General features: G+C 71.5%; 24 protein-coding genes and 1 pseudogene. 8 read left to right on the top strand and 17 right to left on the bottom strand.

The window, feature by feature from the left end; genetic code table 11:
• Positions 1-13: 13 nt before the first annotated feature.
• The 5 genes from ACFXPL_RS09520 to ACFXPL_RS09540 all read right to left on the bottom strand — a co-directional run bounded on the left by ACFXPL_RS09520 (position 14) and on the right by ACFXPL_RS09540 (position 2,645).
• The gene (locus ACFXPL_RS09520) at positions 14-454 is read right to left on the bottom strand and encodes an ATP-binding protein (RefSeq protein ID WP_384915154.1); all 441 of its coding nucleotides are present in this window, start codon (positions 452-454) and stop codon (positions 14-16) included.
• A complete protein-coding gene (locus ACFXPL_RS09525) occupies positions 451-792 on the bottom strand; it encodes an ArsR/SmtB family transcription factor (protein ID WP_384915157.1) in 342 nt (113 codons plus the stop codon). The genes ACFXPL_RS09520 and ACFXPL_RS09525 overlap by 4 nt, the downstream gene beginning before the upstream one ends.
• Positions 793-1,082: 290 nt before the next feature.
• Positions 1,083-1,289 (bottom strand): antitoxin, encoded by a 207-nt coding sequence (locus tag ACFXPL_RS09530; RefSeq protein ID WP_384915160.1) that lies wholly within the window; start codon positions 1,287-1,289, stop codon positions 1,083-1,085.
• A 66-nt stretch (positions 1,290-1,355) separates the two neighbouring features.
• A complete protein-coding gene (locus ACFXPL_RS09535) occupies positions 1,356-2,072 on the bottom strand; it encodes a response regulator transcription factor (protein WP_384915163.1) in 717 nt (238 codons plus the stop codon).
• 51 nt (positions 2,073-2,123) lie between these two features.
• Positions 2,124-2,645, bottom strand: a complete 522-nt coding sequence (locus tag ACFXPL_RS09540) for a MarR family winged helix-turn-helix transcriptional regulator (protein ID WP_384915165.1) — start codon at positions 2,643-2,645, stop codon at positions 2,124-2,126.
• Between the two features lie 177 nt (positions 2,646-2,822).
• On the opposite strand from ACFXPL_RS09540, the gene ACFXPL_RS09545 reads away from it, so the two are divergent.
• Positions 2,823-4,319, top strand: coding sequence for an MFS transporter (locus tag ACFXPL_RS09545; protein WP_384915168.1), 1,497 nt, complete (start codon positions 2,823-2,825; stop codon positions 4,317-4,319).
• Between the two features lie 66 nt (positions 4,320-4,385).
• On the opposite strand, the gene ACFXPL_RS09550 is transcribed toward ACFXPL_RS09545, so the two are convergent.
• The 3 genes from ACFXPL_RS09550 to ACFXPL_RS09560 form a co-directional block, all read right to left on the bottom strand.
• Entirely contained in the window at positions 4,386-4,811 is a 426-nt protein-coding gene (locus ACFXPL_RS09550; RefSeq protein WP_384915171.1) for a hypothetical protein, read from the bottom strand.
• A gap of 121 nt (positions 4,812-4,932) precedes the next feature.
• The gene (locus ACFXPL_RS09555; protein ID WP_384915172.1) at positions 4,933-5,562 is read right to left on the bottom strand and encodes a TetR/AcrR family transcriptional regulator; all 630 of its coding nucleotides are present in this window, start codon (positions 5,560-5,562) and stop codon (positions 4,933-4,935) included.
• A gap of 71 nt (positions 5,563-5,633) precedes the next feature.
• Complete coding sequence (locus ACFXPL_RS09560; protein WP_384915175.1) at positions 5,634-6,350, bottom strand: rhomboid-like protein; 717 nt, start codon at positions 6,348-6,350, stop codon at positions 5,634-5,636.
• Between ACFXPL_RS09560 and ACFXPL_RS09565 the strand changes: the two genes are divergently transcribed.
• Positions 6,349-7,284 carry an aminoglycoside phosphotransferase family protein gene (locus ACFXPL_RS09565; RefSeq protein ID WP_384915177.1) on the top strand — a complete coding sequence of 312 codons (936 nt, stop codon included), beginning with the start codon at positions 6,349-6,351 and terminating at the stop codon, positions 7,282-7,284. The two genes, ACFXPL_RS09560 and ACFXPL_RS09565, sit on opposite strands and share 2 nt — an antisense overlap.
• Before the next feature lie 4 nt (positions 7,285-7,288).
• Positions 7,289-7,762, top strand: coding sequence for a GNAT family N-acetyltransferase (locus ACFXPL_RS09570; RefSeq protein ID WP_384915180.1), 474 nt, complete (start codon positions 7,289-7,291; stop codon positions 7,760-7,762).
• A 9-nt stretch (positions 7,763-7,771) separates the two neighbouring features.
• On the opposite strand, the gene ACFXPL_RS09575 is transcribed toward ACFXPL_RS09570, so the two are convergent.
• Positions 7,772-9,286: an MFS transporter gene (locus tag ACFXPL_RS09575; RefSeq protein ID WP_384915183.1), complete on the bottom strand. Its 1,515-nt coding sequence runs from the start codon at positions 9,284-9,286 to the stop codon at positions 7,772-7,774.
• Positions 9,287-9,593: 307 nt separating this feature from the next.
• On the opposite strand from ACFXPL_RS09575, the gene ACFXPL_RS09580 reads away from it, so the two are divergent.
• Entirely contained in the window at positions 9,594-9,794 is a 201-nt protein-coding gene (locus tag ACFXPL_RS09580; protein ID WP_384915186.1) for a hypothetical protein, read from the top strand.
• A 140-nt stretch (positions 9,795-9,934) separates the two neighbouring features.
• On the opposite strand, the gene ACFXPL_RS09585 is transcribed toward ACFXPL_RS09580, so the two are convergent.
• The 3 genes from ACFXPL_RS09585 to ACFXPL_RS09595 all read right to left on the bottom strand — a co-directional run bounded on the left by ACFXPL_RS09585 (position 9,935) and on the right by ACFXPL_RS09595 (position 11,636).
• Entirely contained in the window at positions 9,935-10,519 is a 585-nt protein-coding gene (locus ACFXPL_RS09585; protein ID WP_384915188.1) for a hypothetical protein, read from the bottom strand.
• Between the two features lie 62 nt (positions 10,520-10,581).
• On the bottom strand, positions 10,582-10,773 hold the full coding sequence (locus ACFXPL_RS09590) for a hypothetical protein (protein WP_384915191.1): 192 nt from the start codon (positions 10,771-10,773) through the stop codon (positions 10,582-10,584).
• A gap of 14 nt (positions 10,774-10,787) precedes the next feature.
• Positions 10,788-11,636 carry a helix-turn-helix domain-containing protein gene (locus ACFXPL_RS09595; RefSeq protein ID WP_384915194.1) on the bottom strand — a complete coding sequence of 283 codons (849 nt, stop codon included), beginning with the start codon at positions 11,634-11,636 and terminating at the stop codon, positions 10,788-10,790.
• Positions 11,637-11,858: 222 nt separating this feature from the next.
• On the opposite strand from ACFXPL_RS09595, the gene ACFXPL_RS09600 reads away from it, so the two are divergent.
• Positions 11,859-12,392 (top strand): ATP-binding protein, encoded by a 534-nt coding sequence (locus tag ACFXPL_RS09600; RefSeq protein WP_384915197.1) that lies wholly within the window; start codon positions 11,859-11,861, stop codon positions 12,390-12,392.
• 25 nt (positions 12,393-12,417) lie between these two features.
• Here the strand turns inward: ACFXPL_RS09600 and ACFXPL_RS09605 are convergent.
• Positions 12,418-12,609: pseudogene (locus ACFXPL_RS09605) on the bottom strand (zinc-binding dehydrogenase); the annotation flags it as partial.
• A 66-nt stretch (positions 12,610-12,675) separates the two neighbouring features.
• Entirely contained in the window at positions 12,676-13,908 is a 1,233-nt protein-coding gene (locus tag ACFXPL_RS09610; RefSeq protein ID WP_384915200.1) for an NAD(P)-binding protein, read from the bottom strand.
• 139 nt (positions 13,909-14,047) lie between these two features.
• Between ACFXPL_RS09610 and ACFXPL_RS09615 the strand changes: the two genes are divergently transcribed.
• The gene (locus ACFXPL_RS09615) at positions 14,048-14,719 is read left to right on the top strand and encodes a pentapeptide repeat-containing protein (RefSeq protein ID WP_384915203.1); all 672 of its coding nucleotides are present in this window, start codon (positions 14,048-14,050) and stop codon (positions 14,717-14,719) included.
• Between the two features lie 328 nt (positions 14,720-15,047).
• Here the strand turns inward: ACFXPL_RS09615 and ACFXPL_RS09620 are convergent, their stop codons facing one another.
• Together ACFXPL_RS09620 and ACFXPL_RS09625 are read right to left on the bottom strand one after the other, a co-directional pair.
• Positions 15,048-15,545 carry a hypothetical protein gene (locus ACFXPL_RS09620; protein ID WP_384915206.1) on the bottom strand — a complete coding sequence of 166 codons (498 nt, stop codon included), beginning with the start codon at positions 15,543-15,545 and terminating at the stop codon, positions 15,048-15,050.
• Between the two features lie 318 nt (positions 15,546-15,863).
• Positions 15,864-16,439 (bottom strand): TerD family protein, encoded by a 576-nt coding sequence (locus tag ACFXPL_RS09625; RefSeq protein ID WP_384915208.1) that lies wholly within the window; start codon positions 16,437-16,439, stop codon positions 15,864-15,866.
• Positions 16,440-16,665: 226 nt separating this feature from the next.
• Here ACFXPL_RS09625 and arfB point away from each other — a divergent pair, with 226 nt between their 5' ends.
• Positions 16,666-17,094: an alternative ribosome rescue aminoacyl-tRNA hydrolase ArfB gene (arfB, locus tag ACFXPL_RS09630; protein ID WP_384915211.1), complete on the top strand. Its 429-nt coding sequence runs from the start codon at positions 16,666-16,668 to the stop codon at positions 17,092-17,094.
• A gap of 103 nt (positions 17,095-17,197) precedes the next feature.
• On the opposite strand, the gene ACFXPL_RS09635 is transcribed toward arfB, so the two are convergent.
• Positions 17,198-17,767 (bottom strand): flavin reductase family protein, encoded by a 570-nt coding sequence (locus ACFXPL_RS09635; RefSeq protein ID WP_384915214.1) that lies wholly within the window; start codon positions 17,765-17,767, stop codon positions 17,198-17,200.
• 309 nt (positions 17,768-18,076) lie between these two features.
• Here ACFXPL_RS09635 and cdgB point away from each other — a divergent pair, with 309 nt between their 5' ends.
• Positions 18,077-19,885, top strand: a complete 1,809-nt coding sequence (cdgB, locus tag ACFXPL_RS09640) for a diguanylate cyclase CdgB (protein ID WP_384915216.1) — start codon at positions 18,077-18,079, stop codon at positions 19,883-19,885.
• The last annotated feature ends 130 nt before the right edge of the window (positions 19,886-20,015 follow it).

The raw sequence follows: 20,015 nt of genomic DNA on the forward strand, positions 1-20,015 counted from the left end.
CCCGACTGCCGTACTAGAGCGGAAGCGTGATGCAGATGCTCTTGCCTCCGCCGTCCCCGTCCTGGCGTACGACCGCGGAGCCCGCGAGGCTCGACGTGAGTTCGACGACGGTCGCCAGCCCCTTGCTCGCGCCACCGGTACCCGCGTGGGTGCCGGTACGGGTACGGAGGGACGGCTGGTACGGGTGGCGGTCGTGGACCGCGAACACGAGGGTGTCGTGGCCGGCCGCGTAGCTGACGGTGAGGCTGGGGGAGACGGACGCGGCGTGTCTGACGCTGTTCGTGACCAGTTCGCTCAGGATCAGCAGGGCCGGATCGACTGCCGGGTGGTGCGGGCTGATGCCCCACTCGGCCAGTAACCGCTGGGTGGTCTCGCGTGCCGTGCGTACGGCGGCGGGCTGGGCCGGCAGCGTCAGCACATGGCGGTGGGGCAGCGGGGCGATGCGGCGGCTCACCGCGCCGAGACCTCGGATTCCCGCAGTTCTTCCAGGAGTTGGTGCTGACCGGCCAGCAGCTCGGTCAGGATCCGCCGCGCGGCCCGCAGCAGATCCGCGACGTCCCCTCCCGCCAGTTCGTAGACGACGGTGGGGCCTTCGCGGCTGGAGGTGACGATCCCGGAGCGGCGCAGCACCGCCAGTTGCTGGGAGAGCGCGGAGGGCTCGATCTCGATCTCGGCGAGCAGGTCCCGTACGGGCATCGGGCCGTCCTGGAGCAGTTCCAGGACCCGGATGCGCACCGGATGCCCCAGCATCCGGAAGAACTCCGCCTTCGCCTGGTACAGCGGAATCCCCACGAAACCCTCGCTCTCCCTCACGCCGCACCGGCCCCGTGGCGCGGCACACGGCCCGTACAGCATCTAGGCAATTGAAGAAGTTTGCAATTCCTGGGGGATGTCGAACGACCGTGCGGTGCGGTGCGGTTCGGTGCGACGAGGCGCCGGTGCGGTGCGACGCGCGATGTGTACGGGCGCGGGCGCGGGGGAGGGCCGGACCGGACCGGTCCGTACGGCGGGGTACGGACCGGCTCTGCGGGCGCGGCCTCGCGGGCCGGCCCTGCGGCGCCGAAGGAGGGAGGGGCGCCGGGTCAGTCGTCCGAGGACTTCTTCTCCTGCAGCCCCTCAAGGAAGTCCTTCGCCTTGTCGACGCCGGTGTCGAGGTGATCGCTGTACTTGCCGTCGGTCTTGTCGTCGATCACGTCGGCGACCTTCTCCAGCCCGTTCCCGATCACCTCGCCATGCTCGCTCGCGAGATCCGTGGCCTTGTCCTTCAGGTCCTTCAGTGCGTCAAACATGGGGCCGACCTCCGGTGTGAGCTGCCCAAATCAATGGTCAGCACCGGATCTTATCGACCCAGGGGCTCAGTGGCCGGGGCAACCGAGCCAGTACCCGAAGCCCCGGTGGGTGTGGACCAGCGTGGGCTCCTCCTGGTCCACCTTCCGGCGCAGGCGGGAGACGAGCTTTTCGATCGCCTGCCCGGCGCGGAACTCGCCCCAGACGTGCCGGCTGATCTGTTCCTTCGACAGCACGCGCTCCGCGTTGGCCATCAGGTGGTGCAGCAGCCGGTACTCGGCCGGGGTGAGGCCGAGCGGTCGCGGCCCGCGCCGCGCCCGGCACGTGACGTCGTCCAGGACCAGGTCGCCGTAGCAGGGCGGCCCTTCGTACCGTTCGGAGCGGCGGGCGCCCAGCAGGGCCTGCGCCCTGGCCAGCACCTCGGCGATCCGTACGGGCTTGGTGACGTAGTCCTCGGCCCCCGGGCTGAGTTCGGGGGCGAGGCGCGGGAGGGCCTCGCACGCGGCCAGGAAGAGCAGCGGGGGGCGGTCCGCCGGTACGACGCGACGGCCCCGGGCGAAGGCCGCCAGGTCCGGCAGGGTGGCGTCCCAGACGACCAGGTCGAAGCGGTGCTGGGTGATCCGTACCATCCCCTCGGCGCCGGTGTCCGCCATGCCGACCCGGTAGCCCGCCAACTCCAGGGTGGTGGTGAGTAGTTCGGTGATGCCGGGATCGTCGGCGACGACCAGGACGTGCTGTCCGTCACCACGGCGCGGCGACAGCTTCCCGTTGAGGCTGCTCTGCATGGCAAAACCATTCGTCATAAGGACCGGTCCGCGCGGAACGCGGCTCCGCCGTCAGGCGGAGGGCCGTACATCGACACTTTTCTCGGAGCGGGCGGCGAAGTCGTCGACCAGGCGGCGGAAGAGCGTGGCGAACTCCCGCAGCTCCTCGGGCGACCAGTCGGCCAGGGCCTCTTCCACGCCCCGGCGGCTCACCTCCCGTACGCGGTCGATCGCGGCCAGCCCGGCGTCCGTGAGCCGGACGCGCTGCGCGCGGCGGTCGTCCGGGTCGGGGGCGCGGGCCACATAGCCGTGCTCCTCCAAGTGGCGCAACTGGCGGGCGACATGGGACGCCTCCACGGAGAGCCGGACCGCCAGCGCCCCGGGGCGCGGCGCCTCGCCGCCGCGGGTGGCGAGGCGCCGCAGGATCGCCACGGCGGCCCGGTCGAGCGGCAGCCCGGTCGCGGTCTTCAGGTGCTCGTGGTGCCGGGCCCGCCCGGCCAGGTAGGTGAGGCGGGAGAGGCCTCGTTCGATCTCGTTCAGATCCGTCGGGGCGGGCTCGCGGGCCGGTTCCGGCGCGGGTGGGGGTGTGGGCATGAGGCCACCGTAGAGCTACTTGCCTAAGTCAATCAAGAGTTTTAAGATTGCTTGACTCAAGTAATGCAAACCTTCCATCGATTTCCGGTCACGGTTGGGTAAAGTTGCTTAAGTCAATCAATCGGAATATGGTTGCCTGAGTCAAGCACACCTGATGGCTCCCACGGAGGCACTTCCATGTCCGACACCCCGCCCACTCCCACCCGGCCCGTCGCCGGGGGCGCCGCGCCGCCGAGGGCGAACGCCGTGGTGGCGGTCCTGGCCTTCGCCGGAATCGTCGTCTCGCTGATGCAGACCCTGGTGATCCCGATCGTCCCGGAGCTGCCCAAGTACCTCAACGCCTCTGCGTCGAACGCCGCGTGGGCGGTCACCGCCACCCTGCTCGCCGCCGCCGTCGCCACCCCGGTCGCCGGACGCGTCGGCGACATGTACGGCAAGCGCCGCATGCTGCTGGTCAGCATCGCCCTGCTGGTGACCGGCTCCGTCGTCTGCGCGCTCAGCGACTCCCTGGTCCCGATGATCGTCGGACGCGTCCTCCAGGGGCTGGCCGGCGCCGTCATCCCGCTCGGCATCAGCATCATGCGGGACGTCCTGCCCGCCGAACGGCTCGCCGGGGCGACCGCGCTGATGAGCGCCTCGCTCGGCGTGGGCGGCGCCCTCGGTCTGCCCTCCGCCGCGCTCATCGCCGACAGGTTCAACTGGCACGTGCTGTTCTGGACCTCGGCGGTCCTCGGTGCCGTCGCCGCCGTCCTCGTCGCGGTGCTCGTGCCCGAGTCGAAGGTGCGTACCGGCGGCCGGTTCGACCTGGTCGGCTCCCTCGGTCTGGCGACCGGCCTGGTCTCCCTGCTGCTGGCCATCTCCAAGGGCGGCGACTGGGGCTGGACCAGCGGCACCGTCCTCGGCCTCTTCGCCCTCGCGGTCGCCGTCCTGGTGGCGTGGGGCTTCTTCGAGCTGCGTACCGCGCAGCCGCTGGTGGACCTCCGGACCACCGCCCGCAGGCAGGTGCTCTTCACCAACCTCGCCTCGGTGGCGCTCGGCTTCTCGATGTTCGCCATGTCCCTGGTCCTCCCGCAGCTCCTCCAGCTCCCCGAGGTCACCGGCTACGGACTGGGCAAGTCGATGCTCTACACCGGCCTGGTCCTCGCCCCGCAGGGCCTGGTGATGATGGTGATGGCCCCGCTGTCCGCGGGCATCTCCAAGAGCAAGGGGCCGAAGGTCACCCTGATGATCGGCGCCCTCATCGTCGCCACCGGCTACGGCCTCAACATCGCGCTGATGTCCGAGGTGTGGCACCTCATCCTGTCCTCCTGTGTCATCGGCGCCGGTGTCGGCTTCGCGTACGGGGCCATGCCCGCCCTGATCATGGGCGCCGTGCCCGCGTCCGAGACGGCCGCCGCCAACAGCCTCAACGCGCTGATGCGGTCCATCGGTACGTCGTTCGCCAGCGCCGTCGCCGGTGTCGTCCTCGCCCAGATGACCATCACCTTCGGCACCACCGCACTGCCCTCGCAGGACGGCTTCCGCGCGGTCATGGCCACCGGTGCCGGTGCCGCGCTCCTCGCCTTCGTCCTCTGCCTCTTCCTGCCGCGCCACCGCCCGGCCGCCGCGACGGCGACCCCGGCGACCGCGGCCGCCCCGGGAGAGCCCGCCGAGGCCACGGCGACGACCGGCTGACGGCGTCGAGCTGAGCCCCGGCCCGTCCCGTCCTGGCCCGTCCCGTACGGGCCAGGACGGCGTACGTCAGATCAGGCCGGCGATGCTCGGCGGTGCGAAGAGGTGGCGGGCCCGGTGCTCCAGCATGAGCACGGCGGGGAACTGCTCGGCCTTGACGTCCGACACACAGCGGTCGCAGCCCTCGTCCACCGCCGGGACGTCCTCGGCGTGGCCGGTGGCGATGTGCCGCGCGAGCCGGATCTGCGTGGAGACCACGGTGTCCATGGGGTCGTAGTCGATGCCCGGGCCGCCCGCCGCCCGTGCCGCGTCGACCACCTGGGGGGCGCGTTTCATCGCCTTGTACAGCACGGTGCACTCCGTGCACCCCCACATCCAGGACGGGGGGAGCGGCCAGTCCCCGGCCGGGGACTCGGACTCTTCCTTCAGGGGTTCACGTGCGAAGGGGGCGTGCTCGGGAGGTTCGTCCTTGGAGTGTTCGTCCTTGGATGCCATGTGAGGAAAGGTAGCGAAGGAACGGGGCGCGGCCGGCGGATCGGCCGAATTTCCCGCATCCGGCCGTATCCCTGGTCAGAAGGACAGCGCGCCCCGTGCCGGAGGGGCAGCGCGCCCGGTGTCAGGCGGGCAGCCCGCGCATCGCGATCCGTACCGCTTCGAGCAGCGTGTCCATCAGGTCGACTTGGCGCGCCTCCGGGGGCGTCCAGGCGTACGCCCGGAGCGCGAACTGGAGCGCGGAGAGCAGCATGGACGCCTGCACCGTGGCGTCCATGCCCTGCTCCGCGCGGCCGGAGCGGGCGGCGATGGCGCGGGCGACGACCGGCAGCGCCGCGAAGCTCTCCCGTATCCACAGGGTGTGCATGCTCGGCTCGGCACGGGTGAGCCGCAGCGCGTCGAGGATGGCGCGCAGGGTCTCCTCGCCGGAGGGGCCCGTCGGCGTCAGCCAGTCCTCGCCGTCGAACGCGTCGAAGGCGTCGATCAGGGGGTGGTCCGGCGGCCAGGTGTCGAGCCGTCGCGCGATCCGCTCCGTGCTGTAGGAGAACAGGGGAGTGACGCACTCCTCCTTGGTCGGGAAGTGGCTCCACAGCGTGCTGGCCGGGATTCCGGCGGCGTCGGCGATGTCGGTGAGCGACGTGCGTTCCACACCTTTCACCATGAACAGTCCGGTGGCGGCGCGGGCGATATCCAGCCGGTGCTCGGCCCGCACCGGAGCCGTCTGCTGGACCGTCGCTGTCCGACCCGCGTTCATGTGCACACTCCATTGTCCGGGAACCTCGGGGGTCAGCGTAGTCGGACCGCCATGACCAGCTCCGTTCCGGGTTACGGACCCGACGGCGTACGGGTGTTGCGCCGGGCGCCGCCGTTCCTCGGGGCCGGGTCCCGCGTCAGCGGACGGCAGGCGAGACCGATGAGCACGGCCGCGAAGTGCCCCAGGTCGGTGAAGCTGCGCCCGACGATCAGCGGGGTGCCGAAGAAGATCAGGACGACGGCGAGGTACGGCAGGTGCCAGGGGCGCGGAATCCGGTACGTGAGGACGGCGATCACCCCCGCGAGCGCGTAACTGACCCCGACGTCCAGGGTGTTGACGGCGGCTTGCGGCGCGTGCCCGTGGTGGACCGCCCAGCCCAGGACCCCTTCGCTGACCAGCGTCGCGCCGACATGGGCGAGGACGACGACCGCGAGCCAGCGCGCCGTCCCGAGCCACCGCTCGGCCGGGGCGTGGAACACCGTGTAGAGCACGGCGTACGGGATCCACGTACCGCCGTCGATCCAGAACGCGCTGGCGATGAGGACCCGGACGGGGTCGGTGGACAGTTCGTGGATGTTGGTCGAGCGCTGGCGGAGGAAGTCCTCCTCGAAGTCCGTCGACATCCGGTGCAGCGCGACGGTCGTGATGAAGAGCGCGGCCAGCCAGAGATAGGTGCCCGGAGCACTCGTGACCCAGGCCCGGATGGGACGGACCCAGGCGCGGACCGGACGGACCCAGGCGCGGACCGGGCGGATCCGGACGCGGACCGTGTGAAGGATGCGGCGCATGGGGCGATTCACCCACGGTCCTAGGATCGGGGCCGTGATTGACATCCCGGAGGAGTTCGCGGAATCGCGGTCGAGGGAGGGCGGGCCGGCCGGCAGGGCGTTCCTCGCGGCCCTGCCGGACATGGCCGCCACCCTGCTCGCCCGTTGGGGGCTGCGGGTCAACGGCCCCTCGCTGACCGGCAGATGCGCGCTGGTGCTGCCGGTGGAGGACACGGCCGGCGTGCCCGCGATGCTCAAACTCCAGCCGGTGGACGACGAGACGGCCGGTGAGCCGGTGGCGCTGCGCGCCTGGGGCGGCGACGGCGCCGTACGGCTGCTGCGGTACGACCGTACGACAGGCGCCCTGCTGCTGGAGCGGCTGCGCACCCGCGACCTGACCGCGCGGGAGCCGCGCGAGGCCCTGCCGGTCATCGCCGGGCTGCTGGCACGGCTGAGCGCGACGCCCGCCCCGCCCGAGCTGCGCCGCCTCGGGGACATCGCCGCCCGGATGCTCGACGACACCCCGGCCCTGGCGGCGGCCCTGCCCGCCGGCCCTGACCGGCGGCTGCTGCTGGACTGCGCGGCGGCGGTACGGGAGGTCGCCGCCGAGCCCGGCGACCGGCTGCTCCACTGGGACCTGCACTTCGAGAACGTCCTCGCGGCGGACCGGGAGCCCTGGCTGGCGATCGACCCGAAGCCGCTGGCGGGCGACCCGGGCTTCGAACTGATGCCCGCGCTCCGCAACCGCTTCGACCCGGACGACACGCTGTGGCGCTTCGACCTGATGACGGAGACGCTGGCCCTGGACCGCGAGCGGGCGGCGGCCTGGACGCTGGGGCGCGTCCTCCAGAACCTGTTGTGGCGGCTGCGCGAGGGCGACACCGGACCGGACCCCGTCCAGGTGTCCATCGCTCGGGCACTGCTGGCGCGCGGGACGCGGCAGGCGGCAGGCTGAAGGCATGATCCGTACCGCAACACCCGCAGACGTACCGGTGATCCACGCGATGATCCGGGAGCTCGCGGAGTACGAGAAGGCCCTGCACGAGGTGCGCACGACCGAGGAACAGCTCCACGAGGCGCTGTTCGGGGAGCGGCCCGCCGCGTTCGCGCACCTCGCCGAGACGGAGGACGGCGAGCCGGCCGGCTTCGCGCTCTGGTTCCTGAACTTCTCCACCTGGCGCGGGGTGCACGGGATCTACCTGGAGGACCTGTACGTACGCCCCGACCGCCGGGGCGGCGGCCACGGCAAGGCGCTGCTGACGGAGCTGGCCCGGATCTGCGTGGCGCGCGGCTACGAGCGCCTGGAGTGGTCGGTGCTCGACTGGAACGAACCGTCGATCGCCTTCTACCGGTCGCTGGGGGCCCTCCCGCAGGACGGGTGGACGGTGTTCCGCCTGACGGACGGGGCGCTGGACACGCTGGGACGCGGCTGATCCCCGCGATCAGGCGGTGGCCTGCTCCCGCTGCCGTGGCGAGCGGGCCGTGACCAGCACCATCGCGAGGACCGCCGCCACCACCAGGATGAGCGCCGCCCAGCCGATGGCCACGGTGAAGCCGTGCACCGTCGCCGTGTCGACGAGCCCGGCCTTCTCCGCCGGGCTGATACCGCCCTGGCGCGCCGCCTCCGCGAGGCGGCCGGTCAGATAGGCGGTGGTGCTGGTCGTCGCCACGGTGTTGAGCAGCGACGTACCGATGGAGCCGCCGACCTGCTGCGCCGTGTTGACGGTCGCGGAGGTCACCCCGGCGTCCTTCGGCGCGACCCCGCCCGTGGCGACCGACATGACGGGCAGGAACGTCAGCCCCATGCCGAGGCCGAGCATCAGCGTGCCCGGCAGGATGTGGGCCGCGTAGGTGGAGTGGGTGTCGATGAAGGTGAGGGTGAACAGCCCGCCCGCCGCGAGCAGCAGCCCCGGCCCCATGAGCAGGCGCGGCGGTACGAAGTGCAGCAGCCGGGCGGCGATCTGCGTCGACCCGATGATGATCATCGCGCACATCGGCAGGAAGGCCAGGCCGGTCCTGAGCGGCGAGTAGCCGAGGATGTTCTGGAGGAAGAACGTCATGAACAGGAACAGCCCGAACATGCCGATCGTCGTCAGGCACATCGTGAGGACGGAGCCGCCCCGGTTGCGGTTCTTGATGATGTGCGGCGGAAGCAGCGGGCTCGGCGCACGCGTCTGCCACCAGGCGAACGCGGTCAGCAGTGCCACGGAGCCGCAGAGCAGGGCGAGGACGCGCGGTGAGGACCAGCCGGAGGACTCGGCCTCGCTGAAGCCGTAGACGAGGGCGACGAGCCCGCCGCAGCCGAGGACGACGCCCGGGATGTCGAGGCGCGACTCCTTGTGCCCGGCCCGGTCGTGCAGCAGCGTGAACGCGCCGAAGACGGCGAGCGCGGCGATCGGCACGTTCACGTACAGGCACCAGCGCCAGGACAGGAACTCGGTGAGGATGCCGCCGAGCAGCAGCCCGATCGCGGCCCCGCCGCCCGCGATGGCGCTGTAGATCCCGAACGCCTTCGCGCGCTCCCTGCCGTCGCTGAAGGTCGTGGTGAGCAGGGAGAGCGCGGAGGGCGCCAGGACCGCCGCGAACACGCCCTGGAGGGCGCGGGCCGCGAAGAGCATGGACGGGCTCTGGGCGGCGCCGCCGAGCGCGGAGGCGGCGGCGAAGCCGATGAGGCCGATGATGAAGGTGCGCTTGCGGCCGACGAGGTCGGCGATCCGGCCGCCGAGCAGCAGCAGCCCGCCGAAGGCGAGGGTGTACGCGGTGATCACCCACTGCCGGTTACCGTTGCTGAGCCCCAGCTCGCGCTGGGCGGACGGCAGGGCGATGTTCACGATGGTGGCGTCGAGCACGACCATGAGCTGCGCCATCGCGATGACGGCGAGCCCCCACCAGCGGTGGGCCTCGGGGTCGGTGTCGGAGGTACCGGGCCGTACGCCGGGTGTCGCCGGGTCGCTCATCGGCTTTCTTCCCTCGCAGTGGCTCCGTAGGGGTTCGGTCGGGATGCGGACATGATGCGGACATGTTGCGGCCGGGATACGGACGGGGCGGCCGGGCCCCTGGACAGGACACCACGAATAGGGCGTGTCCGCCTCTTGTGCCTGCCTCCTGTGTCCGCCTCTCGTGTCCGGCGGGCGGGGCCGTGGTGGAGCCCGCTACACCACCGGTCCGGGAGCGGGCCACCTCGTCGGGGCGCGGGCGCGCAGGGAGGCTTGACGGCGTAAGGCCCACCGCTCCCGGCCACGCGAAGAGACGTAGGAAAACATCATGAAGTCGCTGCTCTCCTCCCGCCCCGTCCTCTGGTTCCTGTTCCTGTTCAACCTCGTCGTCGCCGTGATCGCCCCCTTCGTCGTCGACGGCACGCAGGGCGTCGTCACCGCCGTCGGCATGGGCGCGGTCGCCCTCGGGGCGCGGATCGGCCTGCTCCGCGACGACGCGCGGCGGAGCCCGGCGCGCCGGGCGGCATGAGTACGTCCGGGGCGACTCGCGCTGCCTGCCGGTCGTCCTCCGAGGCCGTCCGGATGACGTCGTCCAGCACCTCGCGGAAGGTGTCAGGACCGGTGCGGCACACGTCCGGCGCCCGTGCGGATCGGGCGCCCGATCCGGACTCAGGTGTTGGCCGCGCCGTAGTGCAGGACCCCGGCCCGGGGCAGCAGGTACCCGATGTCACGTCTTTCCGGCAGCCTCCCCGCCAGCGTTGCTGAGTCGGCGCATCCGGAGACGTTCCAGCCGATCACACCCAGGCTGAACGGAGCGCGCCCGAAGGCCTCGGCCCCGATGCCGGCGAGCCAGTCGTCCATGACGGCGGACCGGAAGAACGGCCGGCCGTCCCCGTACGGGATGTCCGCCTTGTCCAGCACTCCCAGCGGCACATAGAAGTCCACCCAGTCGCTGCCCTCGTCACCACCGCGAATCGCCACACACCCGCACACCGACAACTGGCCGGTCGGCAGACGCACCTGGCCGCGAAGGTGCCCGTATTCGGCCAAGGAGGCAACCGTGCAGGGCACCGGCTCCTGCTCATGGGGCTCGCGGCCGTCGTACGCGAAGCATCCCCGCACGTCCGCTGCGGACCACAGGGCGCTCAGGACAGCCTGAACCCGCGCGTCATCGGTTGAGCCGACCTCGACGCCGAGCTCGTAGGAGCTGTCGGACCAGTTGGTCGGGTCACGGAACGAAGCGGGGTCGGACATGACGCGATCATGCGCCACGATCCGGCCCCCGGCACCCTCGTTTCCCTGCTCGGCCGCACCGATCAGAGCAGGTGGTCGGCCTTGCCGGCCTTGATGTCGCGGATGAGGGTGGTGAGGGCTTCGCGGGTGTCGGTGAGGTACGTGTCTTCCTGGCCGGAGACGGCGATGTAGGCGTTGCCGTCCGGGTCGGTGCCGATGCGGAAGCAGTTCGAACTCTCCGCGCAGAAGGGGGCTTCCCAGGTGATGTCGGGCACGGTGTCTTCTCCTGTCAGGCGCTGGTCAGAGCGTGTATGAAGTCCCGGGACTCGCCGGCGCTCAGGGAGACGCGCTCCATCCAGTCCAACTGGGCACGGTACTTGTCGAGTTGCGCGGGTACGTGCGCGAACATGGGGCCGTGGGCCGAGTCGAGCTGAACGGTGTCAAGTTGGGGGACGACACCCTTTGCGTAGAGCACCCCTTGGCCTGCGCCGGGGAAGGCGCCGGAAGAGAATGGGATGACCCGTAGCTCTACGTTGCCCTGCTCGCTCATCTCGCAAAGGTGTACCAGTTGGGCGCGCATGACCTTCAGGCCGCCGAACTCGATGCGCAGGGCCGCTTCGTGGACGTATGCGATGTAATCGATCGGGTTCTCGCGATGGAGTACCTGTTGCCGCTGCATGCGCAGGGCGACGCGCAGTTCGGTCTCGTGCGCCGACAGGGACGGTAGTGCGGCGTTGCCCACCGCGCGAACGTAACCGTCGGTCTGGAGGAGCCCGGGTACGTGCAGGAATGCGCCTGTTCGGACGGCGAGGGCATGCCATTCCAGCTCGGTGATGTCGATCAGCCCTGCGGGGAGTTGGCCCCAGTACGAATCCCACCAGCCCTTGGAGCGGTCGCCCGCGATGGCGGCCAGCGCGTCGACGTAAGGAGCGTCCCGGCAGTCGTAGTTGCAGGCGAGCGTCCGCACGCGTTCGGGGGTGATGGCGCGAACGCCGGACTCGATGTTCGAGATCTTCATACGGTCCAGCCCGAGCAGCCGGGCGGCGAACTCCGTGGACTCTCCCGCGTCGAAGCGCATTCTGCGCAGTTCGGCGCCGAGCCGCTTCTGGCGTTCGCTGGGGGAACTTCGTGGTGGCATGTGTTGCTTCCCTTGGCCAAAGTCGGGGTCAGTTTGCCCGTCGGGCGTCAGCCTCGTCCACCTGAAGGGGTAATTATCTAGGGGTAGTGGTAATTACCGCCGAGCGTACTCTACCTTCAGTGGTGCAACGCTCACGCACCGTGAAGGTGAAGGGCGTTGCGCAAGCGTGCCGCAGCGCGCCTGTCGGTACGTACAACCACCCCACCGCCGAGCGGAGTTGTCATGCCCGAAAACGGAACCACCCCCGCCGCGTACCCCGTCCCGCGCTTCACCCAGTGTCCGCCGCCCCCGCAGGACCCGGAGGAGCCCGTCCCCGGGAACCTCGCGTACGGTCTCGCCCTGCCCTCCGCCGTCGCGACGCCCGCCATCGCGAGGGAGGCCGCCGAGGTCATTCTCGACGTCCACTGCGTCGCCGACACCCTGATCGACCCCGCCCTGCGTCTCGTACGCGAACTCGTCTTCTACGCCTGCCGTTTCACCGCGTCCGGGGAACAGGTCCAGCTCTCGCTCCATCACGACCTGGAGGGCGTCCTGCGGATCACCGTGCACGACACGCACGCCGCCCACACCCACCCCCGTCTCGCCGCCGTGTGCGACGAGCGCCGTCTGGGCGCGCTCGAAGGCGTACCCGATCTGGTGGCGGCCCACCACGGGACCTGGGGCTTCGGCTCCGCGCATCACCTCGGTGTGGGCGCCGGTGTCGGCACCCGTACCTGGGCGACCCTGGTCCACACCCCGCGCCGCTGGGCCGCCTGACCGCGTATCAGGGGGCAGGGCGGGTTCACGGTTCCAGGACCACCTTGCCCACCGTCCCGCGCGTCTCCAGCGCACCGTGCGCCCGTGCCGCGTCCGCGAGGCGGAAGCGTTGTACGGCCGGGCGCAGCCGGCCCGCCGCCGCCTCGGCGAGTGCCCGTTCCTCCAGTACGCGGAGGTTTCCGCTCACACCCCTGAGCATCGCCGGGCCGGGCGAACCGGAGGATTCGACCGTCCCAGGATCGACCGGGGCGGGGCCGGCCTCCGGCCTCAAGTTCGCTTGAGGTCAAGAGCCGCCGGTGGGAACCCCGGTGAGCGACTTCAGCGCCAGCGACGCCGCCGTGATCCCGCTGGTGAAGGCCACCTCCGAGAGCACCCCGGGCGCCGCCACCTGGTCCCCGGCGAGGAAGACGCCGGTCCCGCCCCGGTCGATGCGGGGCCGGTCCCGCCAGGTGGTGCCGGGCGGGTCGACCGCTCCCGTACGGCCGTTCGCCAGTGCTTCGCGCCGCCAGACGGTGCGCTCGCGCCAGCCGGGGAACCCCACGTCGAGCAGGTGCTCGGCGCGCGCGACCCCGGTGGCGCGGGGCGTGTCGGGGCCGATCGGGATCTGCCCCTGGATGAGCTGTTCGCCGGCCGGGGCGAGGGACGGGTCCTGCGCGGTGAACCGTTCGAGCCACCCCGGGGCGTCCAGGTCCGAGACCACGAACGGGTCGCCCCGGCGCGTACGGAGTGCCAGGTCGATCAGGAGCGTACGGCCGCTGGGCCAGCGCAGCCCGTCGTCCTTGAGGAGGCGCCGGGCCGCGTCCAAGGAGGTCGCCACGACGACGGGCCCGTCGGGCAGGGTGTCGATCCGGCTGGACGTCTCGATCCGTACGCCCAGGTTCCGGGCGTGCCCGGCCATCCGCCCGCTGAGCCCGCCCCAGCCGCCGGCCGGGTACCGGGCCTCCGGCGGCAGTGCGGCGGCGCGCCGCAGCCGCTCCTGGACGAAGGCGGCGGAGAGCGAGCCCGGGTCGTGGTGGAAGAGGGCTACGGCGACGTAGTGCGCGGCGGCGCGGGCGGTCGCGCGGCCGGCCCGCTCCGTGGCCCAGGTGAGGAAGTCCACGTCGGCCGGGGCCCGTTCGGCGCTGCGGCGGGCGAGGGCGAACAGAGCGGCGGGCGGGGTACGGCGCAGCGCCCCGCCGTGGTGGAAGCGGAAGCGCGCGGCCTCCCGCAGGGGCGGGTTCGCCAGGGGCCCGAGCAGCCCGCGCCGCCGGAGCCAGTGCCAGTGGGGCCCGCGCCGGTAGAGGGCGTGCGGTCCGTCGTTGACCGCGTACGGGCCTTCGGCGGTCCTGGCCCGGCCGCCGAGGGTGTGGTGGGCCTCGTGGAGGGTGACGTGGGCGCCCGCCTCGGCGGCGGTGATGGCGGCGGTGAGCCCGGCGAGTCCGCCGCCGATGACGGTGATGCCGGGACCGGTGCCGGGACCGGTGCTGGTGTCGGTGTCGGTGCTGTGGCTCCGGTCGGGGGCTGGACTGTGACCCATGATGACCTCTCTCCCTCGTTTGTTCCGCGTGGTCGCGAGCTGGCCGGCATGGTCGTCGACGCGCTCACCGAGGTGACGTGGAACGGCCTGTCGGATGTGACATCGGGGCGTTGTCAGTGCCGTAGGCCACCATGGGGGCATGGCGAGGAAGACGGCGAAGAGCGGGACGGCTGCGGCGCGTCGGGCAGAGGTGCGGCTCCCGCCGCTGAGCCCGTACGGCGGCGATCTGGAGCCGGACGGGGACTACGACGGGCTGGAGTTCCAGGGCCTGGATCTGGGCAGCCAGTCCGGGCCCGGCGCGCGGTTCATCGACTGCGCGCTGCGGGAGTGCGGGCTGGACGGGACGGCGCTGGTGCGGGCGCGGTTCGTCGACTCCGTCCTGACCGGTGTCCGGGGTGTGGGAACGGACCTCGCGGGGGCGTCCCTGCGGGATGTGGAGGTGGTGGACGCGCGGCTGGGCGGCCTGCAGTTGCACGGTGCCGTACTGGAGCGGGTGCTGATCAAGGGCGGGAAGATCGACTACCTGAATCTGCGCAAGGCGCGGCTGAAGGATGTGGTGTTCGAGGGGTGCGTGCTGGCCGAACCGGACTTCGGGGGAGCGGAGCTGGAGCGCGTCGAGTTCCGGGACTGCGTGCTCCGGCGGGTCGATCTGAGCGGGGTCCGGATGAAGGACGTCGACCTGCGGACGGTCGCCGAGCTGGACATCGCGCGCGGTCTGGACCGGCTGGCGGGAGCGGTGATCAGCTCGGCGCAACTGCTCCACCTCGCACCGGCGTTCGCGGCACAGATTGGCGTACGGGTGGAGGACTGACCGGTCCTGGCGTCCTGGCGTCCTGGCGCCCGGTCGTCCGGGGGCACGCCGTAGGCCCCGACCTGGGGGGATAGGTCGGGGCCCAGACGGTACTCCGCGGGCACGCCGTTTCGGTGGGGGGAGGAAGCGGTCGCCCGCGTCCCCGGCAGTGCCCCGGCAGACTGCATCTGCCCGGGGACACGCGATGTACGCCTGCGAATGCCCAGGAACCGTGAGTGGGCTGTGTGACGACTGTGCGACGACTCCGTGATGGCCGCGGGACGCCCTGGGCCACGGGGGTTCCTGGGTGTTCCTGGGTCTTCCGGGCGGGCGCGTGGGTGCCGCCGGTTCAGGAGCGGGGGAAGCGGCTCTGGAGGTCCCAGACGACCGGGTTGTCGGCCAGCCCGTCGTGCAGGTCGGTGAGGTCCGCGATCACATCGTGCAGGAAGTCACGCGCCTCCCGGCGCAGCAGCCGGTGGCTGAACGTGAGCGGCGGCTCGTCGCCGGGCATCCAGTCCGCCTCGATGTCGACCCATCCGAAGCGCCGCTGGAAGAACATCCGGTCCGCGGACTCCGTGAAGTCCAGCTCGGCGACCTGCGGCGTGGCGGCCCGGCTGCCCCGCGGGTCCTGGTCGATCCGCTCGACGATGTCGCACAGGGCCCACGCGAAGTCGAGCACGGGCACCCACCCCCACGCGGTGGACACCTCACGGTCGGCGGCGGTGTCGGCGAGATAGACGTCCCCGCAGAACAGATCGTGCCGCAGCTCCTTGACCTCCGCGCGGCGGTAGTCGGTCTGCGGGGGATCGGGGAAGCGCCGGGAGAGGGAGTAGCCGATGTCGAGCACGACCCGATGGTGTCACGCCCGAACGAACCTCCGGCCCACGAGAGGCCCTCGTACCTTCTGTACCGCTCTGGCCTGGAGAAACGTCACCGCTTTCACGTTCGAGCGAAGCGCTTCGACTTCTTCGCCCGGACTGCGTCCTACGCCGGCGGTGTCGTTCTCCGCGCGAAGGAGGTCCGCCGTGGCACTGCCTGTTCCGGAACACGAGTCGTAACGGGACGGACGGCGGCGCAGGGCCCCGGCCGGGAGGCCGGGGCCCTGCGTGGGCGTCGTCGGGCAGCCGTCAGGGGGCGCCGGCGATCAGTGGTCGGGGACCGGTGATCAGAGGTTGACGCCGAAGTCCGTCGCGATGCCCACCAGGCCCGAGGCGTACCCCTGGCCGACCGCGCGGAACTTCCACTCCGCGCCGTTGCGGTACAGCTCGCCGAAGACCATCGCCGTCTCCGTGGCCGCGTCCTCGCTCAGGTCGTAGCGCGCGATCTCCGCGCCGCCCGCCTGGTTCACGATGCGGATGTACGCGTTGCGCACCTGGCCGAAGTTCTGGCTGCGGGTCTCGGCGTCGTAGATCGAGACCGGGAAGACGATCTTGGTGATGTCCGCCGGCAGGCCCGCCAGATTGACGTTGATGGCCTCGTCGTCGCCGTCGCCCTCGCCCGTCCGGTTGTCACCGGTGTGGACGATCGTCTGGTCCGGCGTCGCCTTGTTGTTGAAGAAGACGAAGTGACCGTCCGAGAAGACCTTCCCGCCGTCGTTCACCGCGATCGCCGAGGCGTCGAGGTCGAAGTCCGTACCGGTGGTCGTGCGGGTGTCCCAGCCGAGGCCGACCGTGACGGCGGTGAGGCCGGGCGCCTCCTTGGTGAGTGAGACGTTGCCGCCCTTGGACAGGCTTACAGCCATGGGATGTGCCTTTCGTTGTCAGGTGAGGGCTTCGAGTGGCCCCGAAGCTACCGTCATCCGACATAACGCGGGCAGAGGTCCCGGAGGTTCCGCCCCCTTTACTTTCTTTACCCGGACGGCCGGAGCGGCCGGAAGGACGGCCGGAAGGACGGCCGGGGCGACGGCCGGCGGAGGCCGCCGCATTAACGAGGTGACGGGAGGGGCGTGGACACGGGACCATGGGGGCATGTCCGGGCCTCCTCATGTCATCCGCGGTTCGGTCTCCTTGCCGGAGGCCGAGCTGATGTGGCGTTTCTCGCGCTCGTCCGGACCCGGCGGCCAGCACGTCAACACCAGCGACTCCCAGGTGGAGCTGCGCTTCGACCTGGCCAGGACGGAGGCCCTGCCGCCCGTCTGGAAGGAGCGCGCGCTGGACCGGCTCGCGAGCCGGCTGGTGGGCGGCGTGGTCACCGTACGCGCGTCGGAGCACCGCTCCCAGTGGCGCAACCGCGAGACGGCGTCGGTACGGCTCGCCGCCCTGCTGGCCGAGGCGACGGCCCCGCCGCCGCGCGCCCGCCGCAAGACGAAGATCCCGCGCGGGATCAACGAGCGCAGGCTGCGCGAGAAGAAGCAGCGCGCGCAGACGAAGCGCGGTCGCACCGGCCACGACTGGTAGACGCCCGCGCCCGTCCTCGCACGAGGTCTGGCGCGTCCTCGTGCGAGGTCTGGTACGAGACCTCGTACGAGGCTCCAGGGGCCCTCCGCGGACTCCGGCGGTCTCAGCCCTGGCCCAACTGGCGGTAGCGGCCCTTGAAGTACGTCAGCGGCCCGGCCTCCCCGCCCGGCAGGGCCGCCGTCAGTACCCGCCCGATCACCAGTGTGTGGTCGCCCGCCTCGACCCGCTGCTCCGTACGGCACTCCAGCGTCGCCAGCGCCCCCTCCATCAGCGGTGCGCCGCTCACCGCGCCCCGGCGGTACGGGAGGTCCTGGAACAGGAGCCGGTCGCTGATCCGCCCCTTCATCGCGAACCGGCCCGCGATGTGCCGCTGGTTCTCCGAGAGCAAGGACGCCGCCCACAGCGGCTGTTCGGCGAGCAGGTCGTCCATCCGGGAGCCGTTGCGGAGGCTGACCAGGACCAGCGGAGGGTCCAGGGAGACGGACAGGAAGGCCGTCGCCGTCATGCCCGCGTCCTCGCCGCGCGGTCCGTCCGTACTCAGGGCCGGTTCGTGCGCCGTCACCAGCACCACACCCGCGGCCAGCCGGGCGAGGGCCGCGCGGAACTCGTCGTCGCTCACCCCCTCAGCATGCGGGACGGCTTCGGTACGTGGGGCGGGACTCGTCTGGGACACGGGGGAGACGCTAGTCTCGTCGGTCCCGCGCCCGCATCGGACCAGGGGACCAGCCAGGTCCTAGGACCACTCCGGACCCCGCTCCGAACGGCTTCCCACGGCCGGGACTTGCGTTCCGCAAAGGCGCGGGAGCGCTTCCACCAGGCGTTCTCCCTCCGCACGGACGTGTGACTTGAGACACAGAGCGAGGTAATTGTTGACCCTGTGTACCTGGCGAACAGCTCGCTGTGATTCAGTTGCGAGGACAGTGCCACACAAGCGCCGATGAGAATCCTGGAGTTGCTGTCGAGGTCTCGGGGAGAGCGAGCAATGGAGACCGAGTCGGAGCCGTATGTCCGCCTTGCGACCCTGCGGCAGTTGCACGAGGCCGTCGCAGAGCTCAACACCGCCCGCAGTCTGGCGGACACCCTGCAGACCGTCGCCGACGGCGTCGTCACGGGGCTCGGCTATGAACTCGCGTGTGTCAATGTCGTCCAGGCCGACGGCGATCTGGTCGTCGCCGCCTTCGCGGGGAGCGTCGCCGCCGAGGCACTGATCACCGGCCGGGTCGGCTCCCGTACTTCCTGGGAGCGCCGGCTCGCCATGGGGGACACCTGGGGTGACCTGCGGTTCATACCGCACACCGAGGGCTGGGTGCTGCTGGAGGACGACGTACCGCAGTGGTACACCGAAGGCCCCGACCCCCGCTTCGAGGACGAGTGGCACCCCGCCGACCGCCTCTACGCCCCCATGTACTCGACCGCGCGCAAGGACCCGCCGGCGCACGCCGCCGGGCGCGGGGGCGAGCTGCTCGGCGTGATATCCGTCGACCGGCCGCGCGGTGGCCGCAGGCCGGGGCCCTGGGGGCAGGAAGCCCTCCAGATGTACGCGTCCCAGGCGGCCATTGCGATCAGCAACGCCCGCCTCCGAGCAAACATGCAGCGCGCCCTCGTCCGTCTGGAACGCGAACAGCAGGCGCTCCGGGCCAGTGAGGAATCCTTCCGCCAGGCCTTCGAGTACGCGCCCAGCGGCATGGCCATCGCCGAGATGGGCGGCGACCAGCACGGCAAACTGCTGCGCACCAACGACGCGCTCTGCCGTCTCCTGGGCCGCCCCGCCGCCGTGATGCGCCGCCACTCCTTCTCCGACCTCGTCCACCCCGAGGACATCGGCACACTGCTGCGCACCTCCGCCGAGGGGGGCCGCGCCGAACTGCGCCTCGCGCGGCGCGACGGCACGTACGTCTGGGTCTCGCTGCGCAACTCCGTGGTGGCGGACACGGCGGACGGCCCCCGCTTCCTCCTCACCCACGTCGAGGACATCGAGGAGCGCAAGAGCCGCGAACTCCACCTCGCCCACCGCGCCTCGCACGACTCCCTCACCGGCCTGCCCAACAGCGCGGAGCTGCGCTCCCGCCTCAGCGCCCGGCTCTGTTCGCGCCCGTTCGCCACGCGGGAGAAGACCGCCGTCGAGGCCCTGGACGCGGCGTACGGGGGGTACGAGGGCACGGTCCTGTACGAGCCCGGCTACGACACGTACGACGCGTACGCGGGCGCCCACGGTCCGGGCGGCCCGGGTGACGCCTATGCCGGCTACGACGGTTACGCCGGGCAGGACGGTTACGAGGAGCACGCGGGCCGGCGCGGTGGCGTACGCGACGGGGGCCCGGTCCCCGGCGCCGGCCCCTTCGACCACCACGTCCACCTGGTCGCGCCCGCCGAGGGCGACGCGGACGACGGCACGAAGGGGCTCGCGGTCCTCTTCTGCGACCTCGACGGGTTCAAGTCCATCAACGACCGCTTCGGCCACAACACCGGCGACGAGGTGCTGATCGAGGTCGCGCGCCGGCTCACCACCGGCGTACGCGACGGCGACACCGTGGCCCGGCTCGGCGGCGACGAGTTCGTCGTCCTCGCCGACGGCCTCGGCTCGGCGGACGCCGCCGACCTCGCCGTACGGCTGCGGAACGCGATCATCCCGCCGATCAGGGTCGACGGCCGGGCCGTCCGGGTCGGCGCCAGCTTCGGCATCAGTTGGGCCAGCTGCGGAATGTCGGTCGAGGAAGTCCTGCAATCCGCGGACCAGCGGATGTACGTCGAGAAGCGCTCCCGCAAGCAGGTGCAGCGGCGGGCGGGGTAACGCGACGTAAGGGCGGGGGAGCGGGAGGCTGTCCGGGCGGCGCCCCTCCCGGAAGGTGCCGGACGCGTTCCCCGGGGTAGACGGCGGGCAGGGCGGCACACCTGGGGCCGTGGGCGCGGGCCGTTCGGGA

The organism is Streptomyces sp. NPDC059092 (assembly GCF_042756365.1).
In the GTDB taxonomy this organism is placed as follows: domain Bacteria; phylum Actinomycetota; class Actinomycetes; order Streptomycetales; family Streptomycetaceae; genus Streptomyces.